At 67.8% G+C, this 19,886-nt stretch carries 13 protein-coding genes; 9 read left to right on the forward strand and 4 right to left on the reverse strand.

Annotated features, from left to right (window positions below; all coding sequences use genetic code 11):
* Nucleotides 1–52: 52 nt before the first annotated feature.
* Both IE097_RS00705 and IE097_RS00710 read right to left on the reverse strand, forming a co-directional pair.
* On the reverse strand, nt 53–1,423 hold the full coding sequence (locus IE097_RS00705) for an ATP-binding protein (protein WP_189458228.1): 1,371 nt from the start codon (nt 1,421–1,423) through the stop codon (nt 53–55).
* Nucleotides 1,420–2,133 carry a response regulator gene (locus IE097_RS00710; RefSeq protein ID WP_189458229.1) on the reverse strand — a complete coding sequence of 238 codons (714 nt, stop codon included), beginning with the start codon at nt 2,131–2,133 and terminating at the stop codon, nt 1,420–1,422. Before IE097_RS00710 ends, IE097_RS00705 begins: the two co-directional genes overlap by 4 nt.
* A gap of 181 nt (nt 2,134–2,314) precedes the next feature.
* On the opposite strand from IE097_RS00710, the gene IE097_RS00715 reads away from it, so the two are divergent.
* The 8 genes from IE097_RS00715 (at nt 2,315) to IE097_RS00750 (ending at nt 16,430) form a co-directional block, all read left to right on the forward strand.
* A complete protein-coding gene (locus tag IE097_RS00715; RefSeq protein WP_189458230.1) occupies nt 2,315–2,827 on the forward strand; it encodes a Spy/CpxP family protein refolding chaperone in 513 nt (170 codons plus the stop codon).
* A gap of 86 nt (nt 2,828–2,913) precedes the next feature.
* Complete coding sequence (locus IE097_RS00720) at nt 2,914–4,143, forward strand: MdtA/MuxA family multidrug efflux RND transporter periplasmic adaptor subunit (protein WP_189458231.1); 1,230 nt, start codon at nt 2,914–2,916, stop codon at nt 4,141–4,143.
* 31 nt (nt 4,144–4,174) lie between these two features.
* Entirely contained in the window at nt 4,175–7,267 is a 3,093-nt protein-coding gene (locus IE097_RS00725) for an MdtB/MuxB family multidrug efflux RND transporter permease subunit (protein ID WP_189458232.1), read from the forward strand.
* Nucleotides 7,264–10,359 (forward strand): multidrug efflux RND transporter permease subunit, encoded by a 3,096-nt coding sequence (locus tag IE097_RS00730; RefSeq protein ID WP_189458233.1) that lies wholly within the window; start codon nt 7,264–7,266, stop codon nt 10,357–10,359. The genes IE097_RS00725 and IE097_RS00730 overlap by 4 nt, the downstream gene beginning before the upstream one ends.
* 3 nt (nt 10,360–10,362) lie before the next feature.
* Nucleotides 10,363–11,808 carry an efflux transporter outer membrane subunit gene (locus IE097_RS00735; RefSeq protein WP_189458234.1) on the forward strand — a complete coding sequence of 482 codons (1,446 nt, stop codon included), beginning with the start codon at nt 10,363–10,365 and terminating at the stop codon, nt 11,806–11,808.
* Between the two features lie 98 nt (nt 11,809–11,906).
* The gene (macA, locus tag IE097_RS00740) at nt 11,907–13,073 is read left to right on the forward strand and encodes a macrolide transporter subunit MacA (RefSeq protein WP_189458235.1); all 1,167 of its coding nucleotides are present in this window, start codon (nt 11,907–11,909) and stop codon (nt 13,071–13,073) included.
* Complete coding sequence (gene macB / locus IE097_RS00745; RefSeq protein WP_189458236.1) at nt 13,073–15,031, forward strand: macrolide ABC transporter ATP-binding protein/permease MacB; 1,959 nt, start codon at nt 13,073–13,075, stop codon at nt 15,029–15,031. The genes macA and macB overlap by 1 nt, the downstream gene beginning before the upstream one ends.
* A 13-nt stretch (nt 15,032–15,044) precedes the next feature.
* A complete protein-coding gene (locus IE097_RS00750; protein WP_229797341.1) occupies nt 15,045–16,430 on the forward strand; it encodes an efflux transporter outer membrane subunit in 1,386 nt (461 codons plus the stop codon).
* A gap of 197 nt (nt 16,431–16,627) precedes the next feature.
* On the opposite strand, the gene IE097_RS00755 is transcribed toward IE097_RS00750, so the two are convergent.
* Nucleotides 16,628–17,626 (reverse strand): zinc-dependent alcohol dehydrogenase family protein, encoded by a 999-nt coding sequence (locus IE097_RS00755; protein ID WP_189458238.1) that lies wholly within the window; start codon nt 17,624–17,626, stop codon nt 16,628–16,630.
* A 108-nt stretch (nt 17,627–17,734) separates the two neighbouring features.
* Here IE097_RS00755 and IE097_RS00760 point away from each other — a divergent pair, with 108 nt between their 5' ends.
* Nucleotides 17,735–18,667 (forward strand): LysR family transcriptional regulator, encoded by a 933-nt coding sequence (locus IE097_RS00760; RefSeq protein ID WP_189458239.1) that lies wholly within the window; start codon nt 17,735–17,737, stop codon nt 18,665–18,667.
* Here the strand turns inward: IE097_RS00760 and IE097_RS00765 are convergent.
* Nucleotides 18,655–19,812 carry a serine hydrolase domain-containing protein gene (locus IE097_RS00765; protein WP_189458240.1) on the reverse strand — a complete coding sequence of 386 codons (1,158 nt, stop codon included), beginning with the start codon at nt 19,810–19,812 and terminating at the stop codon, nt 18,655–18,657. The genes IE097_RS00760 and IE097_RS00765 overlap by 13 nt on opposite strands.
* Nucleotides 19,813–19,886 lie beyond the last annotated feature (74 nt).

The raw sequence follows: 19,886 nt of genomic DNA on the forward strand, positions 1-19,886 counted from the left end.
ATCACGACGGCAAGCGTGCACGACGCCGCCAGCAGGATCGGACTGGCTGCGCTCAGCCGAGCGGCAGCGTCAGCACGACGGTCAGCCCGCCGCCGGGACGGTCGGCAAGCGTGATTTCGCCGCCGTGGCTGCGCGCCGTCGCCCGGGCGATCGCCAGACCGAGCCCGCTGCCGCCGGTGTGGCGCGCGCGCGAGGCTTCGAGCCGCACATAGGGCTCGAACACGCGTTCGCGGTCGGCCTCGGGAATGCCCGGGCCATGATCGCCGATGCGGATTTCCAGCGTGTCGCCTTGCTCGCTCACGTCGACGGCAATCTGCGGTCCGCCGTAGCGGCGGGCATTGTCGAGCAGGTTGGAGAGGCAGCGCCGCAATGCCAGCGGCCGTCCGGTCAGCGGCCGGCGGGTCCCGCCGTTCAGTACCGGTTCGGCGCCCAGTGCCTCCATGTCTTCGATCACGCCGTCGAGCAAGGCGGTCACATTGATCTTCACGGTCTTCTCGCTGCTGGCATCGGCGCGCAGGAAGGCCAGTGTGTTGTCGATCATCTCGTCCATCTCGAGCAGGTCGTGCTCGATGTCGCCCTTGAGCCTGGCATCGTCGAGCTTTTCCAGTCGCAGCCGCACCCGGGTGATCGGCAGGCGCAGATCGTGCGAGACGCCGGCCAGCGTCTGCGCGCGGGTTTCCAGATAGCGCTTGAGTTCGCGCTGCATCGCGTTGAAGGCGCGCGCCGCGTCGGCGACTTCCTGCGGGCCGGTTTCCTGCAGCGGCGGCTGGTCGAGGTTCTTGGCCAGACCGGTGGCGGCGGCGGCAAACATCGCCAGCGGCCGGGTCAGCCGGCGCACCGCCCAGAACGACAGCAGGCTGACCGCGGCGCCGACCAGCAGCAGCCAGCCGAGCAGCCGGTAGGGGTCCTGCCGGCTCGATTGCGGGATCGCGAAACTGAACGTCGCCACGCTGCCGTCGCCGAGGCGGGCCTGGGTCTGCACGAATACCAGCGGCATCGGCTTGGGCGGGCCTTCGCGTTCGGTCATGCGCGGCCGCCGGTGATGGTCGTACGGTGCGCTCTTGAGCGAGAGCACCTGGAACGGGGTCGACAGCTTGTCGTGCAGGACTTCGGCGAAGGCATCGGCATCCTCGCCGGGTGTTCCGACCGGCGTTTTCCACGGCTCGGCCAGCGTCAGGTGGGTCGGCGGAGCGTCGAGCACCCGCACCAGGCGCTCGCGCTCGCCGGCCGGCGTTTCGTTCAGCACCGACACGATGTCGGCGATCCGCTGCGCGGCGTATTCGCCGCGGATGAAGCGCGTGTAGCGCAGCCGGTCCTGCATCACCAGCCACATGCCGGCGAGGTTGGCGACGATCAGGCCGATCATCAGCGCCAGCACGAGCTGTCCCAGCAAGGTCCTGGGGCCGGGCCACCAGCGGCTCATGCGCGGCGCTCCACCGTCGTCGCCAGCACATAGCCCTCGCTGCGTACGGTCTTGATCAGTACCGGTTCGCGCGCGTCGTCGCCGAGGCGGCGGCGCAGCCGGCTGATCATCACGTCGATGGTCCGGTCGAACGGCCCGGATTCGCGCCCGGCGAGCACGTCCATCAGCTGGTCGCGCGACAGCACGCGGTTGGCGTTTTCGGCCAGCGCCGACAGCAGGCGGAATTCGCCGCTCGACAGTGGCGTGACGACGCCGTCGCTGCCGACCAGATGCCGTGCGCCGAGGTCCAGCGTCCAGCCGGCAAAGGCCAGCTCGCGTACGGTTTTCTCGTCGCCGCCGCGCTCGTGCGCCCGCCGCAGGATGCTCTTGATCCGCGCCAGCAGCTCGCGCGGGTTGAACGGTTTGGGCAGGTAGTCGTCGGCCCCCATTTCCAGACCGATGATGCGGTCGAGCTCGTCGCCGCGCGCGGTGAGCATCAGGATCGGTACGGTCGATTCGGCGCGCAGGTTGCGGCACAGGGTCAGGCCGTCGTCGCCGGGCAGCATCAGGTCGAGGATGACGAGGTCGAAAGTGCCGGCGGCCAGTGCGGCGGCCATGGCCTTGCCGTCGGCGGCCTCGGTGACGTCGAACCCCTGGTCACCCAGATAGCCCGAGAGCAGGGTGCGCAGGTCGGCGTCGTCGTCGACGACGAGCAGCGATTTGGCGTGCATGTTCAAGCCCCGGTAGTCCATTCTGGTCCAAGGATAACGCCCGCGCGTGACCCGGGGGCGCATGTGGCAGCGTGTTTACCGGGTTTTACATCCTGTTTACAAAAAGCGCGTTTGTGCGCAAACACGGTTCACATCCCCGCGGTGTAATGGCCTCGCTCTCAACGAGAAGGAGAAACCGAACATGAAACGCAATCGCCAGATCGTCTCCAGCCTTGTCGCAGCACTGCTGCTTGGTTCTGCCGCATCGGCCATGGCCGCGCCGCCGGCCAGCGCTCCGGACGCTGCGCGCGGCTGGGGGCAGCACCAGCGCATGAGCCCGGAACAATGGCAGCAGATGACCGATGCCCGTCTCGCCAAAATGGCCGAAAAGCTGAAGATCACCCCGGCCCAGCAGGGTGCATGGGATGCCTACGCCAAGAGCTTCCGTGACACCTTCACACAGCCGCCGGCCCGCCAGAAGCAGGACGGCATTGCTGCCGCCGAGCAGCTGCGCCAGCGCGCTGCGATGATGCAGGAACACGCCAGGCGCACGCTGCAGCTGGCCGACGCGACCGAAACGCTGGCCAAATCGCTGACGCCGGAGCAGAACAAGACGCTTGACGCGATGGTCGGCCGCTTCGGCCCCGGCATGCACCACAAGGGCATGCACGGCCCGCGTGGCGCCCGTCCGGTGCCGGCTGACGCAACCAGGTAAGCGTTGTCATTCCCGTTGTAGCCAGGGCCGTCGTACGACGGCCCGTTTCCACGTTTAAACTAGCCGATTTGCTTACGGATTCCTCCATGTCCAACGCTGCCCCAGAAGCCCGTCCGTCACACCGTCGCTGGTGGATTGCCGCGATCATCGTCGTGCTCGCCGGCGGCGGCTGGTTGCTGAGCCGCGAGGCGCCGCCGCAAGGCGCCAAGCCGGGCGGCCGCGGCGGCATGGGCATGAGCGGCCCGCAACCGGTACAGGCAAAGCCGGTGGTCAAGGGCGAGATGCCGGTGATCCTGTCCGGGCTCGGCACGGTGACCGCGGCCAATACCGTGATCGTGCGCAGCCAGGTCGACGGCCAGCTGATGAAGCTGCATTTCACCGAAGGCCAGGTCGTCAGGCAGGGGCAACTGCTGGCCGAGATCGACCCGCGGCCGTTCCAGGTCGCGCTGACGCAGGCCGAGGGCCAGATGGCCAAGGACATGGCGCTGCTGGCCAACGCCCGTGCCGATCTGGCGCGCTACCAGCAACTGCTGAAGCAGGAATCGATCGCCAAGCAGCAGGTCGACGCGCAGGTCGCGCTGGTCGGCCAGTACGAAGGCGCAATCAAGGCCGACCAGGGGGCGATCGATGCCGCCAGACTCAATCTCACCTACTCGCGCGTCACCGCGCCGGTCGCCGGCCGTGTCGGCCTGCGCCAGGTCGACCCGGGGAATCTGGTCAAGTCCGGCGATACCAACGGGCTGGTGGTGATCACCACCGTGGCGCCGATCAATGTGCTGTTCACGCTGCCCGAGGCGCAGCTGTCGCAGGTGCTGGCACCGCTGAACCAGGGCGAAACGCTGCCGGTCGAAGCGTGGGATCGCGGCCTGAGCAAGGCGATTGCCACCGGCAAGCTGCTGACGATCGACAACCAGATCGATACCACCACCGGCACGGTCAAACTCAAGGCGCAGTTCGCCAACGACGACGGCATGCTGTTTCCGAACCAGTTCGTCAATGCGCGGATCAAGGTCGCCGACCTCAAGGACGTGGCGATCGCGCCGTCCGCGGCGATCCAGCACGGCAGCCAGGGCAGTTTCGTCTGGGTCGTCGGCGCCGACGGCAAGGTCACGCAGCGCGTGGTCAAGACCGGTCCCGCACAGGGCGAGCGCATCGTCATTACCGAAGGCGTCGCGCCGGGCGACAAGGTCGTCACCGACGGCGCCGACCGCCTGCGCGACGGCGCCGCAGTCGAGGTGGTCGATCCGAACAAGCGCAACGCCAGCGGTACCGCGTCGCGCCCGCAAGGCCGTCGTCACCACAAGGCCGAACAATGATGCATCGCGCCTGTACCTGCGGGGCTGACGCATGAATCCGTCCCGGTTGTTCATTCTCCGCCCGGTAGCGACCTCGCTGCTCATGGTCGCCATCCTGCTCGCCGGCCTGGTCGCCTATCGCATCCTGCCGATCTCGGCACTGCCCGAAGTCGACTATCCGACGATCCAGGTCGTCACGCTGTATCCGGGCGCCAGCCCCGACGTGACGACGTCGTCGATTACCGCGCCGCTCGAGCGCCAGTTCGGCCAGATGCCGGGGCTCAAGCAGATGAGCTCGCAAAGTTCGGGCGGGGCATCGGTCATCACGCTGCAGTTCGGCCTCGAACTCGGGCTCGACGTCGCCGAGCAGGAAGTGCAGGCGGCGATCAACGCCGCGAGCAACCTGCTGCCGTCCGACCTGCCGAATCCGCCGGTCTACAACAAGGTCAACCCGGCCGACGTGCCCGTGCTGACCCTGGCGGTGATGTCGAAAACCATGCCGCTGACCCGGGTGCAAGACCTGATCGATACGCGCGTCGCCGCCAAGATCTCGCAACTGCCGGGCGTCGGCCTCGTCAGCGTGTCGGGCGGCATGCGTCCGGCGGTGCGGGTGCAGGCGAATCCGCGCGCGATCGCCGCGCTGGGGCTCGACCTCGACACGATCCGTACCGCAATCGGCAATGCCAACGTCAACGGCGCCAAGGGCAATTTCGACGGACCGAACAAGGCGTCGACGATTTCGGCCAACGACCAGCTGCAGTCGCCGCAGGCCTACCGCGATCTGGTCATTGCCTACAAGAACGGCGCGCCGATCCGCCTGGGCGATGTCGCCGACGTCGTCGACGGTGCCGAGAACGACAAGCTCGCCGCATGGGCGGACGACCGCGCCGCGCTGGTGATCAACGTCCAGCGCCAGCCCGGTGCCAATGTGATCCAGACGGTCGACCGGATCAAGAGCCTGCTGCCGCAACTGCAGGCCGCACTGCCCGGCGCGCTCGAGGTCAAGATCCTCACCGACCGGACGACGACGATCCGCGCCTCGGTGAAGGACGTGCAGCACGAGCTGCTGCTGGCGATCTTCCTCGTCGTTGCCGTGATCTTCGTGTTCCTGCGCAACGTCTCGGCGACGCTGATTCCGGGCATCGCCGTGCCGCTGTCGCTGATCGGCACCTTCGCGGTGATGCATCTGGCCGGCTTCTCGATCAACAACCTCAGCCTGATGGCGCTGACGATCGCGACCGGCTTCGTCGTCGACGACGCGATCGTGATGATCGAGAACATCGCCCGCTACATCGAGCAGGGCGACGGGCCGCTCGAGGCCGCGCTGAAGGGCGCCGGCGAGATCGGCTTCACCATCATCTCGCTGACGTTCTCGCTGATCGCGGTGCTGATTCCGCTGCTGTTCATGGGCGACGTCGTCGGCCGGCTGTTCCGCGAGTTCGCGATCACGCTGGCGGTGTCGATCGTGATCTCGATGATCGTCTCGCTGACGCTGACGCCGATGATGTGCGCCAAGCTGCTGAAGCACGTGCCCGAGGAAAAGCAGGGCCGCTTCTACCACGCCGCCGGCGCCTTTTTCGACCGGATGATCGCCTACTACGGCAAGAAGCTGACGTGGGTGCTCGAGCACCAGGTCGCGACCTTGTGGGTGGCGATCGGCACGCTGGTGCTGACCGGGTTGCTGTACGTGTGGATTCCGAAGGGCTTCTTCCCGCAGCAGGACACCGGCGTGATCCAGGGCATCACCGAGGCGCCGCAGTCGGTGTCGTTCCCGGCGATGGCCGAGCGCCAGCAGGCGCTGGCGAAGGTCGTGCTCGAGGACCCGGATGTCGAGAGCCTGTCGTCGTTCATCGGCGTCGACGGCACCAACGCGACGCTGAACAGCGGCCGGATGCAGATCAATCTGCGGCCGCTGGACCAGCGTGACGACCGTGCGCCGGCGATCATCGCCCGGCTGAACGAGAAGCTCGCCCACGTCGAGGGCATCCGGCTCTTCATGCAGCCGGTGCAGGACCTGACGATCGAAGACCGTGTCAGCCGCACCCAGTACCAGTTCACGCTCGAGGCGTCCGATCCGGCCCTGCTGTCCGAATGGACGCGCAAGCTCGTCGACCGGCTGAATCACGAACCGTCGCTCGCCGACGTGACCAGCGACCTGCAGGACCGCGGCCTCGTCACCTACGTCGACATCGACCGCGATGCGGCGGCCCGGCTCGGCATCACCGTGCAGGCGATCGACAATGCGCTGTACAACGCCTACGGCCAGCGGCTGGTGTCGACGATCTTCACCCAGTCGAACCAGTACCGCGTGGTGCTCGAAGCCGAACCCGACATGCAGCGCGGCCCGCGTTCGCTGAACGACCTCTACCTGACGTCGAGCAACGGCACGCAGGTGCCGCTGGCGAGCATCGCCCAGGTGTCCGAGCGCTACGGCTCGCTGGTGATCAACCACCTCGGCCAGTTCCCGTCGGTAACGATCTCGTTCAACCTGGCGCCGGGAGCATCGCTCGGCCATGCGGTCGAGGCGATCAAGGCGGCCGAGACCGAGATCGGCGTACCGGTCGCGGTACAGACGCAGTTCCAGGGCGCGGCGCTGGCGTTCCAGGCGGCACTCGACAACCAGCTGTGGCTGATCCTCGCGGCGATCGTGACGATGTACATCGTGCTCGGCGTGCTGTACGAGAGCTACATCCACCCGGTGACCATCCTCTCCACGCTGCCGTCGGCCGGGGTCGGCGCGCTGCTGGCGCTGATGCTCTCGGGCAATGACCTCTCCGTGATCGCCATCATCGGCATCGTGCTCTTGATCGGCATCGTCAAGAAAAACGCGATCATGATGATCGACTTCGCGCTCGACGCCGAACGCGAGCAGGGACTGCCGCCGCGCGAAGCGATCTATCAGGCGGCGCTGCTGCGTTTCCGGCCGATCCTGATGACGACGATGGCGGCCCTGCTCGGTGCGCTGCCGCTGATGCTCGGTACCGGGGTCGGCGCCGAACTGCGGCATCCGCTCGGCGTCGCCATGGTCGGCGGGCTGATCTTCAGCCAGGTGCTCACGCTGTTCACCACGCCGGTGATCTATCTCGCGTTCGACCGGCTGGCGCGGCGCGTCAAGGCGGGCCGGACTGCGGCGGCGGACGCATGAACCTCTCGAAACTCTTCATCCACCGGCCGGTCGCGACGACGCTGCTGATGCTCGGCATCGTGCTGGCAGGGCTGATCGGCTTCAAGCTGCTGCCGGTCGCGCCGTTGCCGCAGGTCGATTACCCGACGATCTCGGTCTCGGCCAGCCTGCCCGGCGCCAGCCCGGAAACGATGGCCGCGACGGTGGCGACGCCGCTCGAACGCGCCTTTGCCCGCATCGCCGGCGTGACCGAAATGACCTCGTCGAGCTCGCTCGGCAGAACGTCGGTAACGCTGCAGTTCGACCTCGACCGCGACATCAACGGCGCCGCGCGCGACGTGCAGGCGGCGATCAACGCGGCCAAGGCGCTGCTGCCGACCAGCCTGCCGAGCAACCCGAGCTACCGCAAGGTCAACCCGTCCGACGCGCCGATCATGATCATGGCGCTGACCTCGCCGACGATGAGTCAGGGCCAGATGTACGACTTCGCCTCGACGGTGATCGCGCAGAAGCTGCTGCAGATCAGCGGCGTCGGCGACGTCAACGTCGGCGGCAGCTCGCTGCCGGCGGTACGGGTCGAACTGAACCCGGATGCGCTCGCGCATCAGGGCGTATCGCTCGACGCGGTGCGCACGGCGATCAACCAGGCCAACGTCAACCGTCCCAAGGGCTCGGTCGAGGAGGGCAATCGGCGCTGGCAGATCGCCGCCAACGACCAGGCCAGGAAGGCGGCCGACTACATGCCGCTGATCGTCCATTACCAGAACGGCGCAGCGGTGCGGCTCTCGGACGTTGCCAACGTGCGCGATGCGGTCGAGAACAGCCGCAATGCCGGTTCGGCCAACGGCAAACCGTCGGTGCTGCTGATCATCACCCGCGCCCCGGGTGCGAACATCATCGACACCGTCGACCGGATCCGCACCGAGCTGCCGATGCTGCGCGCATCGCTGCCGGGTGCGGTCGACCTGTCCGTGCAGATGGACCGCTCGCCGACGATCCGCGCCTCGCTCGCCGAGGTCGAGCGCACGCTGCTGATCGCCGTCGCGCTGGTGATCCTCGTCGTCTACCTGTTCATCGGCAACGCCCGTGCGACGCTGATTCCCTGCGTCGTCGTCCCGGTATCGCTGATCGGCAGTCTGGCGGCGATGTATCTGCTCGGCTATTCGCTCAACAACCTCTCGCTGATGGCGCTGATCATTGCCACCGGCTTTGTCGTCGACGATGCGATCGTCGTGCTCGAAAACGTCGCCCGGCACATCGAGGAGGGCATCGAGCCGTTCGCCGCCGCACTGCAGGGCGCGCGCGAGGTCGGCTTCACCGTGCTGTCGATGAGCATTTCGCTCGTGGCGGTGTTCATTCCGCTGCTCCTGATGGGCGGCCTGCCGGGCCGGCTCTTCCAGGAGTTCGCGGTCACGCTGTCGGTGGCGATCCTGATTTCGATGGTCGTGTCGCTGTCGATGACGCCGATGATGTGCGCGCGGCTGCTGCGTGCCGACGATCACGTTCGCCGGCCCAACCGGCTGATCCGCGGCTTCGGTCACGTGTTCACCCGGTTGCAGCGCGGCTACGCGGCGTCGCTGTCGTGGGCGCTCAGGCACTCGCTGCTGACGGTGCTGATCCTGATCGTCACGGTGATCTTCAACGTCCATCTGTACAAGACGATTCCGAAGGGTTTCTTCCCCGAGCAGGATATCGGCCGCGTGTCGGGCTTCATCCAGGCCGACCAGAGCATTTCGTTTCAGGCGATGAAGGTGAAGATGCAGGCGTTCATCGACATCGTCCACGCCGACCCGGCGGTCGCGACGGTGACGGCGTTCACCGGCGGTCGTGGCGGCACCAACAGCGGATCGATGTTCATTTCGCTCAAGCCGCTGTCCGAGCGCAGCGAATCGGCGCAGCAGGTGATCGCCCGGCTGCGCGGCAAGCTTTCGCACGTGCCCGGCGCGCGTCTGTTCATGGTGCCCGATCAGGACATCCGCATCGGCGGCCGGCAGGGCAACGCGTCCTACCAGTTCACCCTGCAGGGCGACGACCTGCAGACGCTGCGTGCGTGGGAGCCGAAGATCCGCGAGGCGCTGTCGGCGATGCCCATCCTGACCGACGTCAACACCGACCAGCAGGACCGCGGCGTCGAAACGGCGCTCGAAGTCGACCGCGATGCCGCGTCACGGCTGGGGCTGACCGCCAAGGACATCGACAACGTGCTGAACAACGCCTTCGGCCAGCGTCAGGTGTCGAACATCTATTCGACGCTGAACCAGTACCACGTGGTGATGGAAGTCGCGCCGCAATACGCGCAAAGCCCGCAGGCGCTGGAGAAGCTGTTCGTCATCGGCCCGAACGGTGCGCAGGTGCCGCTCTCGGCGTTTGCGCACTGGGCGCCGGCGTTCACGCCGCTGTCGGTCAACCACCAGGGCCAGTTCGCCGCGACGACGATTTCGTTCAACCTCGCGCCCGGCGTATCGCTGTCGCAGGCGACCGAGGCGGTCAACGACGCGATGGCGCGGCTCGGCGTGCCGACCAGCGTACAGGGCAGCTTCGCCGGCACGGCCAAGGCCTTCCAGAGTTCGGTGAACAACCAGCCGCTGCTGATTCTGGCGGCGATCATCGCCGTCTACATCGTGCTCGGCATCCTGTACGAGAGCCTGGTTCACCCGCTGACCATCCTCTCGACCCTGCCGTCGGCCGGCATCGGCGCGCTGCTGGCGCTGATGGCGTTCAAGACCGACTTCAGCCTGATCGCGCTCGTCGGCGTGCTGCTGCTGATCGGCATCGTCAAGAAGAACGCGATCATGATGATCGACTTCGCGCTCGACGCCGAACGCAACGAGGGGCTGAGTTCGCGCGACGCGATCTACAAGGCCTGCCTGCTGCGCTTCCGGCCCATCCTGATGACGACGATGGCCGCGCTGTTCGGCGCGCTGCCGCTGATGCTCGGCCACGGCGACGGTGCCGAGCTGCGCCAGCCGCTCGGCATCGCCATCGTCGGCGGTCTGGTGATGAGCCAGCTGCTGACGCTCTACACGACCCCGGTCGTCTACCTTTACCTCGATCGCTTGCGCCTGTGGGGCAGCCGCCAATGGGCGACGCTGTACCGGCGCAAGGAGGCCTGATCCATGTACCGTATCCGCATCCTTCCCCTGATCCTTGCCGCCGCGCTGGCCGGCTGCGCCGTCGGTCCCGACTACCAGCGTCCCGACTCCGCGGCGACCGCGTCCGGCCCCGCGGCCGCCGATGCGTTCCGCGAGGTGCCCGAAGGCTGGACCGTCGCCAGTCCGGCCGACCACGTGCCGCGCGGCGCGTGGTGGACGGTGTACGGCGATCCGCTGCTGAACGAGCTGGCCGCACAGGTCGACGTTTCGAACCAGAACGTGGCGGCCGCGATCGCGCGCTACCGTCAGGCACGCTCGAGCGCGCAGGAGGCGAGGGCGGCGTTCTTTCCGACGCTGGGCCTGAGCTACGGCGCCAGCCGCAACGGGTCGTACGACAAGAACACCCAGGCGGTGCAGATCCAGAACAGCCAGACGCTGTCGCTCGACGCGAGCTGGGAGCCGGACATCTGGGGAGGCATCCGCCGGCAGGTCGAGTCGTCCGATGCCGGCGCCGAGGCCAGCGCGGCCGATCTGGCTGCGGCGCGGCTGTCGGCACAGGCCGAACTGGTGCAGGACTACCTGCAACTGCGGATCACCGACGCGCAAAAGCGCCTCGCCGACGAAACCGCCGCCGCCTATGCGCGTTCCCTGAAACTGACCCAGAACAAGTACGCCGCCGGCATCGTCACCAGGGCCGACGTCGCGCAGGCACAAAGCCAGCTCAAGAGCGCCGAGGCGCAGGCGATCGACCTCGAACTGAGCCGCCGGCAGCTCGAACACGCGATCGCCATTCTCGTCGGCAAGGCGCCGTCGCAGTTCTCGCTGGTCGCCGATCCGGGCTGGCAACCGGCGCTGCCGATGATCCCGGCCGGCGTGCCGTCGCAGCTGCTCGAGCGCCGTCCCGATGTCGCCAGCGCCGAACGCGCGGTCGCGTCGGCCAACGCGCAGGTCGGCGTCGCCAAGGCGGCGTTCTTCCCGTCGCTGGTGCTCAAGGCCAGCGGCGGCTTCCAGAGCGCCAGCCTGTCGGACTGGTTCAACGCGCCGGGCCGGGTCTGGGCGCTCGGGGCGACGGTGGCTGAGACGATCTTCGACGCCGGCGCGCGTTCGGCACGCAGCGATCAGGCGGTGGCCGCCTACGACGCGTCGGTGGCGACCTACCGGCAGACCGTGCTCGGCGGCCTGCAGGAGGTCGAGGACAATCTGGCCGCGATCGACCTGCTGGCCAAGGAGGTCGACGCTCAGAACGACGCCGTTGCCGCCGCGCGCGAGGCCGAACGGCTGGCGTTGAACCAGTACACGGCCGGCACGGTCGATTACCTCAACGTCGCCAGCGCCCAGGCCACACGTTACGCCAGCGAGAAGACCGCGCTGCAGCTGGTCGGCCGGCAACTGTCGGCCAGCGTGCTCCTGATCAAGGCGATCGGTGGCGGCTGGGACGGCAACGTGACGCCGCAGCTCGCCCGGCCGTGATTATTGCCAACAAGAAATTACAAATGGCGCGAAGGTTGCAATAGCGTTGCGCCTAGACTGCGGCGGTCTATCCCGTCTACCCGCACGGACCGTCCCGCATGAAAAAGAAGCCGTTGCGCTGGCTGACCGCCATTGCGCTCCTTGTCCCGGCCGTCTGGCTGATCGCCCGCCTGGCCTTTCCGCCGGCACCGCCGCATTACCTGACCGCGCCGGTGGCGCGGATGGACCTCGAAGAGACGGTGCTGGCCAGCGGCACGCTCAAGCCGGTCAAGCAGGTCAGCGTCGGCGCGCAGGTCAACGGCCAGCTCAGGTCGCTCAAGGTCAAGCTGGGTGACCGGGTCAGCAAGGGCCAGCTGCTCGCCGAGATCGACCCGGTGCTGCAGCAGAACGAGTTGCGCAAGGCCGAGGCCGGCCTCGCCCGGGCCGAAGCCGACAAGCGTGCGAAGGCGGCGCAGCTGGTGCAGTTCGAACTGGCGCTGAAGCGGCAGAAGACGATGCTGGTCAGCGACGCCAGTTCGCGCGCCGACCTTGAAACCGCGCAGGCCCAGCTCGACTCGACCCGTGCCGAACTCGCCGCGCTGGCGGCGCAGATCCGCCAGGCGACCGTCGACGTCGATACCGCCAGGGCCAACCTCGGTTACACCCGCATCGTGGCGCCGATGGATGGCGAGATCATCTCGGTCGTCACCCAGGAAGGCCAGACCGTCGTTTCGGCGCAGAGCGCACCGACGATCCTGATCATGGCCAACCTCGACACGATGACGATCAAGGCGCAGGTGTCCGAGGCCGACGTCGTCCGCGTCAAACCGGGCCAGCCGGTGTACTTCACCATCCTCGGCGCGCCGGGCAAGCGCTTCTACAGCACGCTGCGCGCGATCGAACCGGCACCCGAATCGATCGGCACCGAAAGCAGCCAGAGCACGACCGGCAGCACCACGACCGCGGTCTACTACAACGGCCTGTTCGACGTCCCCAACCCCAACCACGTGCTCAAGACCTCGATGACCGCACAGGTCTCCGTCGTCCAGGGCGCGGCCAAACAGGTGCTGGCGGTGCCGGTCGCCGCGCTCGGCAAGCAGGAGAAGGACGGCCGTTACGCGGTGCGCGTGCTCGAACAGGGCAAGCCGCAGGACCGCAAGGTCCGCATCGGCCTGAACGACAACGTCAATGCGCAGGTGCTCGCCGGCCTGAACGAGGGCGACAAGGTCATCGTCGGCGACCCGGCCCAGCTGCCGGTCGAGAAACCGAGCGAAGTGGGGTTCTGATGAGCGCGCCGCTACTGGTCCTGAGCCAGCTCGAGCGCCGCTTTCCGGCCGGCGACACCGAAGTCACCGTGCTGAAGAACATCAACCTGACGATCCACGCCGGCGAGATGGTCGCCATCGTCGGCCAGTCGGGCTCGGGCAAGTCGACGCTGATGAACATCCTCGGCTGCCTCGACAAGCCGTCCTCGGGCAGCTACCGGATTGCCGGGCGCGAGACGCGCGAGCTGGCCGGGGACGATCTGGCGACGCTGCGACGCGAGTACTTCGGCTTCATCTTCCAGCGCTACCACCTGCTGCCGCACCTGAGCGCCGAGGAGAACGTCGAGATTCCGGCGGTCTACGCGAGTACCGAGAAGGGCTTCCGGCGCGAACGCGCGCGCGGCCTGTTGGCGCGGCTCGGTCTGGCCGACCGCTGCGGCCATCGGCCGGGGCAGCTGTCGGGCGGCCAGCAGCAGCGGGTCAGCATCGCCCGTGCCTTGATGAACGGCGGCGACGTGATCCTCGCCGACGAGCCGACCGGCGCGCTCGACAGCCACAGCGGTGCCGAAGTGATGGCCATCCTGCGCGAGCTGCACCAGCGCGGCCACACGGTCATCATCGTCACCCACGACATGCAGGTGGCGAACAACGCCGGCCGCATCATCGAGATTCGCGACGGCGAGATCATCGCCGACCGTGCCAACCCGGCTGCCGGGCACGCAGCACCGGCCAGGCTGGAAAAACCGGCGCGCCATGTCGCCCGCAACCTGCTGCACGCGAACTGGGGGCGCTTCGGCGAGGCGTTCAAGATGGCGTGGATCGCGATGGCCTCACACCGGATGCGCACCTTGCTGACGATGCTCGGCATCATCATCGGCATCACCTCGGTGGTGTCGGTCGTCGCGCTCGGGCAGGGCGCCAGGCAGAAGGTCGTCGACGACATCAGCACCATCGGCACCAACACGATCGACGTCTACCCGGGCAAGGACTGGGGCGACGATAAGGCGGCGGGCATCCGCACCTTGCTGCCCGGTGATGTCCGCGCGCTGGCGTCGCAGTTTTACGTCGACAGCGTCACGCCCGAGGTGTCGACGACGCAGCTGGTCCGCTACCGCAACATCAAGGTCAACGCGCTGGTCACCGGCGTCGGCGAGCAGTATTTCCGCGTCCGCGGCATGACGATGGCGCACGGCGCGGCGTTCGGCGAGGCCGACGTGACCCGGCAGGCGCAGGTCGTCGTCATCGACGACAAGACGCGCCGGAAGCTGTTTCCGCACGACGAGAATCCGGTCGGCGAGGTGATCCTGCTCGGCGGACTGCCGAGCCGCATCATCGCCGTCGCGGCAAAGAAGGAAAGTCCGTACGGCAACGACTCGAACCTCAACGTCTGGGTGCCGTACACGACGGCGCAGGGCAGGCTGACCGGGCAGCGCCATTTCGGCAGCATCACCGTCCGCGTGCGTGACGGCATGCCGAACGATCTGGCCGAGCAGAGCCTCGTCAGGCTGCTGACGCAGCGCCACGGCAGCAAGGATTTCTTCACCTTCTCGAGCGACAGCGTGCTCAAGACGGTCGAGAAGACCACGGCGACGCTGACCCTGCTGGTGTCGGCGATCGCGGTGATCGCGCTCGTCGTCGGCGGCATCGGCGTGATGAACATCATGCTGGTGTCGGTGACCGAGCGGACGCGCGAGATCGGCATCCGCATGGCCGTCGGCGCGCGGCAGGGCGACATCATGCAGCAGTTCCTGATCGAGGCCGTGCTGGTGTGCCTGATCGGCGGGCTGATCGGCGTCGCGCTGTCCTACGGCATCGGCGCGCTGTTCTCGCTGGTCGTGACCGCGATGACGATGAAGTTTTCGGTGATGTCGATCGTCGCCGCCTGCGTGTGCTCGACACTGATCGGCGTCGGCTTCGGCTTCCTGCCGGCGCGCAATGCCGCGCGGCTGGATCCGATCGAAGCACTGGCACGCGAATGAGATGAAAACCGTGATGAAAACAAATGTGATCCGACCGGCCGTACTTGCGCTGGCCTTGTCGCTCGCGGGCTGCGGCAGCCTGCTCAAGACCGATTACCAGCGGCCGGCGCTCGACCTGCCTTCGGCCTGGCAAGGGCAGGGCGGCGTTGCCGTCGCAACCGGCGAGCGCTGGTGGCGCGCCTTCGATGATCCGCAGCTCGACGCGTTGATCGAAGGTGCGCTGTTGAGCAACAACGACCTCGCCGCCGCGGCGATCCGGGTCCAGCGGGCAAGGCTGCAGGCCGGGCTGGTCGACACGAATCTGACGCCCGATGTGGTCGTCGGCGCCAACGGCAGTGCGAAAAAGGACGTCAAGCACGGCGGGCCGTCGGTGCGCGGTTACGACGCCAGCGTGGCGGTGAGCTACGAGGTCGACCTGTGGGGCCGGCTGGCGCGCGCCCGCGACGCTGCGGCATGGGAGGCCGAGGCGACCGAGCTCGACCGGCAGAGCACGGCGCTGACGCTGGTCGGCACCACGGCGCAGCTGTACTGGCAGATTGCCGAGCTGAACCAGCGCATCGCCAACGCCGACGCCAGCCTGGCCGACATCCGCCGAACGCTCGAACTGGTGACCGTCCAGCACCGGGCCGGCGCCGTCGGCGGGCTCGACGAAACGCAGGCGGCGCTCAATGTCGCCAACCAGCAGGCCGAGCGGACCGAGCTGCTGCGCCAGCGTGATGCCGCCCGCAACGCGCTGGCCCTCCTGTTCGACCAGGCGCCGGCGCACCGGATGTCCGAGCTGCCCTATCTGCCGAAAACCGCGTTGCCACCGGTGGCCACCGGTGTCCCGGCCGACGTGCTGTCGCGCCGGCCCGATGTGGCCGCGGCCGAGTGGCGGCTGAAGCGCAATCTGGCCAATGTCGATGCGACCCGCGCCGACTTCTATCCGAAGCTGACGCTGACCGGTTCGCTCGGCAGCGCCGACCCGAAACTCACCGACCTCCTGAGCAATCCGGTCGGTACGCTCGGCGCCGGGCTGCTGCTGCCCTTCGTGCAGTGGAACACCCTGCAGCTGAAGGTCGACATCTCGAAATCCGAGTACGACGAATCGGTCGTGCTGTTCCGCCAGACCCTGTACAAGGCGCTGACCGATGTCGAGGACACGCTGTCGGCCGGGACGCAGCTGGCGGATCGCGGCGAGGCGCTGCAGCGCGCGTACGCGCTGTCGCTGAAGGCCGAAAGCATCGCCGAAGTACGCTACCGCGCCGGCCAGACCGGGGTGAAGGACTGGATCGACCAGCAACGCGCACGGCGTGCCGCCGAAGACGCGCTGGCGCAGAACCGGCGCGACAGCCTCGACAACCGGATGAAGCTGTATCTGGCTTTGGGCGGCAGCGACACGGTACGCGCGCCGGGCTGACTCGATGCAACAGCGAATGGAGCTACAAAAACGGTTCCAGCTGGCGGACGAGCCGAAGCAGTTTGCCGCCGCCCGAAGCACAGCAACCGGAATGGACAAGTGGTCCATGAGGACGTCCCGAAGGAAGCCCCCTTGCGGGGTTGCGGAGCATCGGACGGCGGAAAAATGCACAGGCGAAGCCGCCGAATGGGATCGTTTCAGCGCTCGAGGCGGACGACGACCTTCCCGAACGCCCCGCGGCCGACGTGGTCGATCGCCGCCGGCAGGTCCTCGATGCCGTAGACGGTATCGATCACCGGCTTGATGCCGTTCACGTCGATCGCACGGACGAGGTCTTCGAGCGCGCGGCGGTGGCCGACACCGATGCCCTGGATCGTCAGCCGCTGCTTCAGGAAGGGGATGACCGAGCCGCTGAACTGCGGTCCGCCCAGCAGACCGATCACCGACGCACGGCCGCCCGACGCCAGTACTTCGAGGGCTTCGCCGAGATCGCTGCCACCGAGCGCGATCAGCTGGTCGACGCCGCGCCCGCCGGTAGCGTCGAGTACGCGCTGCGTCCAGCCTTCACCGCGCAGTACGCCGTGCTGCACGCCCAGTTCGCGGACCCGGTCGAGCTTGGCCGCGCTGCCCGACGTGGCGACGACCTCTGCACCGTGCGCCAGCGCAATCTGGGCGCCGAACAGTGCCACGCCGCCGGTGCCCTGCACCAGCACGGTCTCGCCGGCGCGCAGGCCGCCTTCTTCGACCAGCGCATACCAAGCGGTCAGCGCCGCGCACGTCAGCGTGCTGGCTTCCAGATCGGACAGCGTCTGCGGTGCGACGACCAATTGGTCCTGCGGCAGCACGACGTACTGTGCCAGCGTGCCCGGTGCCGGGCCGCCGAGCGCGACACCGGGGACCGTCGGCGCCTTGCCGTCGATCCAGTGGGTCCAGAACGTGCTGATCACGCGCTGACCGGCCTGCACCCGGGTTACGCCGTCGCCGACGGCAACGACGCTGCCGGCCATGTCCGAGCCCGGCACCTGCGGGAACGACAGCGGATAACCCATGCCGGTTTCGATCACCAGCTTGTCGCGGTAGTTGAGCGAGACCGCGGCGACCCTGACCAGCACCTCGCCCGGGCCGGGTTGCGGGATGTCGCGCTCGACCAGCGCCAGTTGATCGATGCCCGTACCGTTCATTTGCCATTGCTTCATTTGCTTTCTCCAGCGCCACCGTGGCGATGACTGAAGCATATTGGCGATGACCGATCTGCAGTTGCGGCATATATTCACCTTATTGGCGACTATATGGAATCAATGGCGATGGCGGGATTCGATCGACTGACCGGTGTGGCAGCCTTCGTCTGCGCGGTCGAGGCCGGCAGTTTCAGCGCCGCTGCGGTGCGGATGAACCTGTCGCGCTCGGCCGTCGGCAAGAGCATTGCCCGGCTCGAGGCACGCATCGGCGTGCGGCTGTTCCAGCGCACCACGCGCAGCCAGAGCCTGACCGACGACGGCCAGCTGTTCTACGAGCGCTGCCTCGCGGCGCTCGGCGAACTCGAGGCGGCCGAGGACGAGCTTGAACAGGGCCGGCGCGAGCCGGCGGGAAGATTGCGCATCACCCTGCCGGCACTGTTCGGCCGCCGTTGTGTCGCGCCGGTACTGCTGGAGATGGCGCAGCGTTACCCGAAGCTCGAACTCGAGGTGGCGTTCAGTGACCGGGTCAGCGACCTGATCGAAGAGGGCTACGATCTGGCGATCCGCAGCGGTGGCCTGCCCGACAGCACGGCGCTGGTCGGCCGCCAACTTGGTGCGCAACACGTGATCGTCTGCGCGGCACCGTCCTATCTTGCGGCGCACGGTACGCCGCAGACGCTGGCCGACCTGGCCGGCCATGACGGCATCGTTTACTGCCGTGATGCGCGCACCTCGCAATGGCGTTTTGTCGATGCGGGTGGTGGCGAGCTGATCGGTCCGGTCCGGGCGCGGCTGCGCCTCGACGACATCGAGGCGCTGGCCGAGGCGGCGATGGCCGGCGTCGGGTTGACCCGCTTGCCGTACTGGCTGGCCGAGGAACACCTGCGTGCGGGCACGCTGGTGCACGTGCTGCCCGGGGTGCAGTCGATACCGCGTCCGATGCACATCGTCTGGGCCGCGTCGCGCTATCTGCCGTACAAGGTGAGGCTGGTGATCGATGCGCTGCTCGAACGGATTCCACCGCTGCTGACCGCACCGCCGCCGTTTCAGGCGCCGTAGACGGCGTTGCGCAAGTCGACGGCGAAGCGGCCGGTCAGTCCCTCGACCGTGGTATTGGTCAGTACGATCACTGTGAGCTTTTCGACCGGATCGACGAACCAGCCATGGCCGTAGGCGCCACCCCATTGCCAGGTGCCCGGCGACTGCGGGCTGGCCGCCGCAGCCGGGTCGAGCAGCACCGCGCCGCCGTAGCCGAAGCCCCAGCCCGGGCCGCGGGTGTCGATGTACAACGCGCCGGTCTGGTTGCGGCGCAAGGCCTGCGACATCGCTGCTGAAACGACGCTGCGGTCGGTGCGGACGCTTTCGAGGAAACGCAGGAAATCGCCCGCGCTGCCGACCATGCCGCCGCCGGCCGACGGGAACGAGGCCGGATCGAAAACCCGGCCGGGCGCGAACGAGAGTCCGGCCAGCGACGGATCGAGGAAGGGCACGACAGCGTGCGTGCCCATCCGCACCGGCGGCGCACCGTCCGGATGGTCGGCATACGGCGTCGCCAGCCGTTGCGGATCGCGCACGCTGAACGCGGTGTCGGTCATGCCGAGCGGCTCCGTGACCGTTTCCGCCACCAGTTCGGGCAGCGTCCGGCCGGTGAGGCGGGCCATCGCTGCGCCGAGCACGTCGGTGCCGACCGAATAGTGCCAGCGGCTGCCCGGTGCAAACAGCAGCGGCACGCTGGCGATGCGCTGCAACTGCTCGGTCATGACGAGCCCCGGCGCATCCAGTCCGTCCGAAATGCCGGCGCGGTGATAGGGGCCGTCGGCCGCTTCAAAAAAGCCGTAGCTGAAGCCCGCGGTGTGCGTCAGCAGGTGGTGGACGGTGATCGTCGCGGCCTCGCCGTTGGCAAGCCGGGGCGTGAACGCCGGCAGCAACGCGGCCAGCGGGGTATCCAGCGCCAGTTTTCCCTGTTCGACGAGCGCCAGCGTGGCCGCGCTGACGAGGGGCTTGGTCAGCGATGCGAGCCGGAACAGCGTATCCGCCGTCATGGCTCGGTCGTGCTCGCGGTCGGCCTGTCCGGCCGCGCGGGTGTAGACGAGATCCCCGTCGCGGGCAACCAGCACCACCGTGCCTACGAGGCGCTGCTCGGCCAGCGCCAGATCGATGGCGGCATCCAGGCGGACATTCAGGGGAGGCAGGTGGCGATCCATCCGGGCAGCCTTTGCTTGAGCGGGATTGAAACGGTGACCGTTCTATAAGTCGGACAGAAGCCCCGTTCCGTCAA

The organism is Jeongeupia chitinilytica, from assembly GCF_014652315.1.
GTDB classification, from domain to species: Bacteria; Pseudomonadota; Gammaproteobacteria; order Burkholderiales; family Chitinibacteraceae; genus Jeongeupia; species Jeongeupia chitinilytica.

What these genes read in the sequence shown, in the direction of transcription:
- IE097_RS00705 (WP_189458228.1), bottom strand. Translation starts at nt 1,423, where the DNA reads ATGAGCCGCTGGTGGCCCGGCCCCAGGACCTTGCTGGGACAGCTCGTG.
- IE097_RS00710 (WP_189458229.1), bottom strand. Translation starts at nt 2,133, where the DNA reads ATGCACGCCAAATCGCTGCTCGTCGTCGACGACGACGCCGACCTGCGC.
- IE097_RS00715 (WP_189458230.1), top strand. Translation starts at nt 2,315, where the DNA reads ATGAAACGCAATCGCCAGATCGTCTCCAGCCTTGTCGCAGCACTGCTG.
- IE097_RS00720 (WP_189458231.1), top strand. Translation starts at nt 2,914, where the DNA reads ATGTCCAACGCTGCCCCAGAAGCCCGTCCGTCACACCGTCGCTGGTGG.
- IE097_RS00725 (WP_189458232.1), top strand. Translation starts at nt 4,175, where the DNA reads ATGAATCCGTCCCGGTTGTTCATTCTCCGCCCGGTAGCGACCTCGCTG.
- IE097_RS00730 (WP_189458233.1), top strand. Translation starts at nt 7,264, where the DNA reads ATGAACCTCTCGAAACTCTTCATCCACCGGCCGGTCGCGACGACGCTG.
- IE097_RS00735 (WP_189458234.1), top strand. Translation starts at nt 10,363, where the DNA reads ATGTACCGTATCCGCATCCTTCCCCTGATCCTTGCCGCCGCGCTGGCC.
- macA (WP_189458235.1), top strand. Translation starts at nt 11,907, where the DNA reads ATGAAAAAGAAGCCGTTGCGCTGGCTGACCGCCATTGCGCTCCTTGTC.
- macB (WP_189458236.1), top strand. Translation starts at nt 13,073, where the DNA reads ATGAGCGCGCCGCTACTGGTCCTGAGCCAGCTCGAGCGCCGCTTTCCG.
- IE097_RS00750 (WP_229797341.1), top strand. Translation starts at nt 15,045, where the DNA reads ATGAAAACAAATGTGATCCGACCGGCCGTACTTGCGCTGGCCTTGTCG.
- IE097_RS00755 (WP_189458238.1), bottom strand. Translation starts at nt 17,626, where the DNA reads ATGAAGCAATGGCAAATGAACGGTACGGGCATCGATCAACTGGCGCTG.
- IE097_RS00760 (WP_189458239.1), top strand. Translation starts at nt 17,735, where the DNA reads ATGGCGGGATTCGATCGACTGACCGGTGTGGCAGCCTTCGTCTGCGCG.
- IE097_RS00765 (WP_189458240.1), bottom strand. Translation starts at nt 19,812, where the DNA reads ATGGATCGCCACCTGCCTCCCCTGAATGTCCGCCTGGATGCCGCCATC.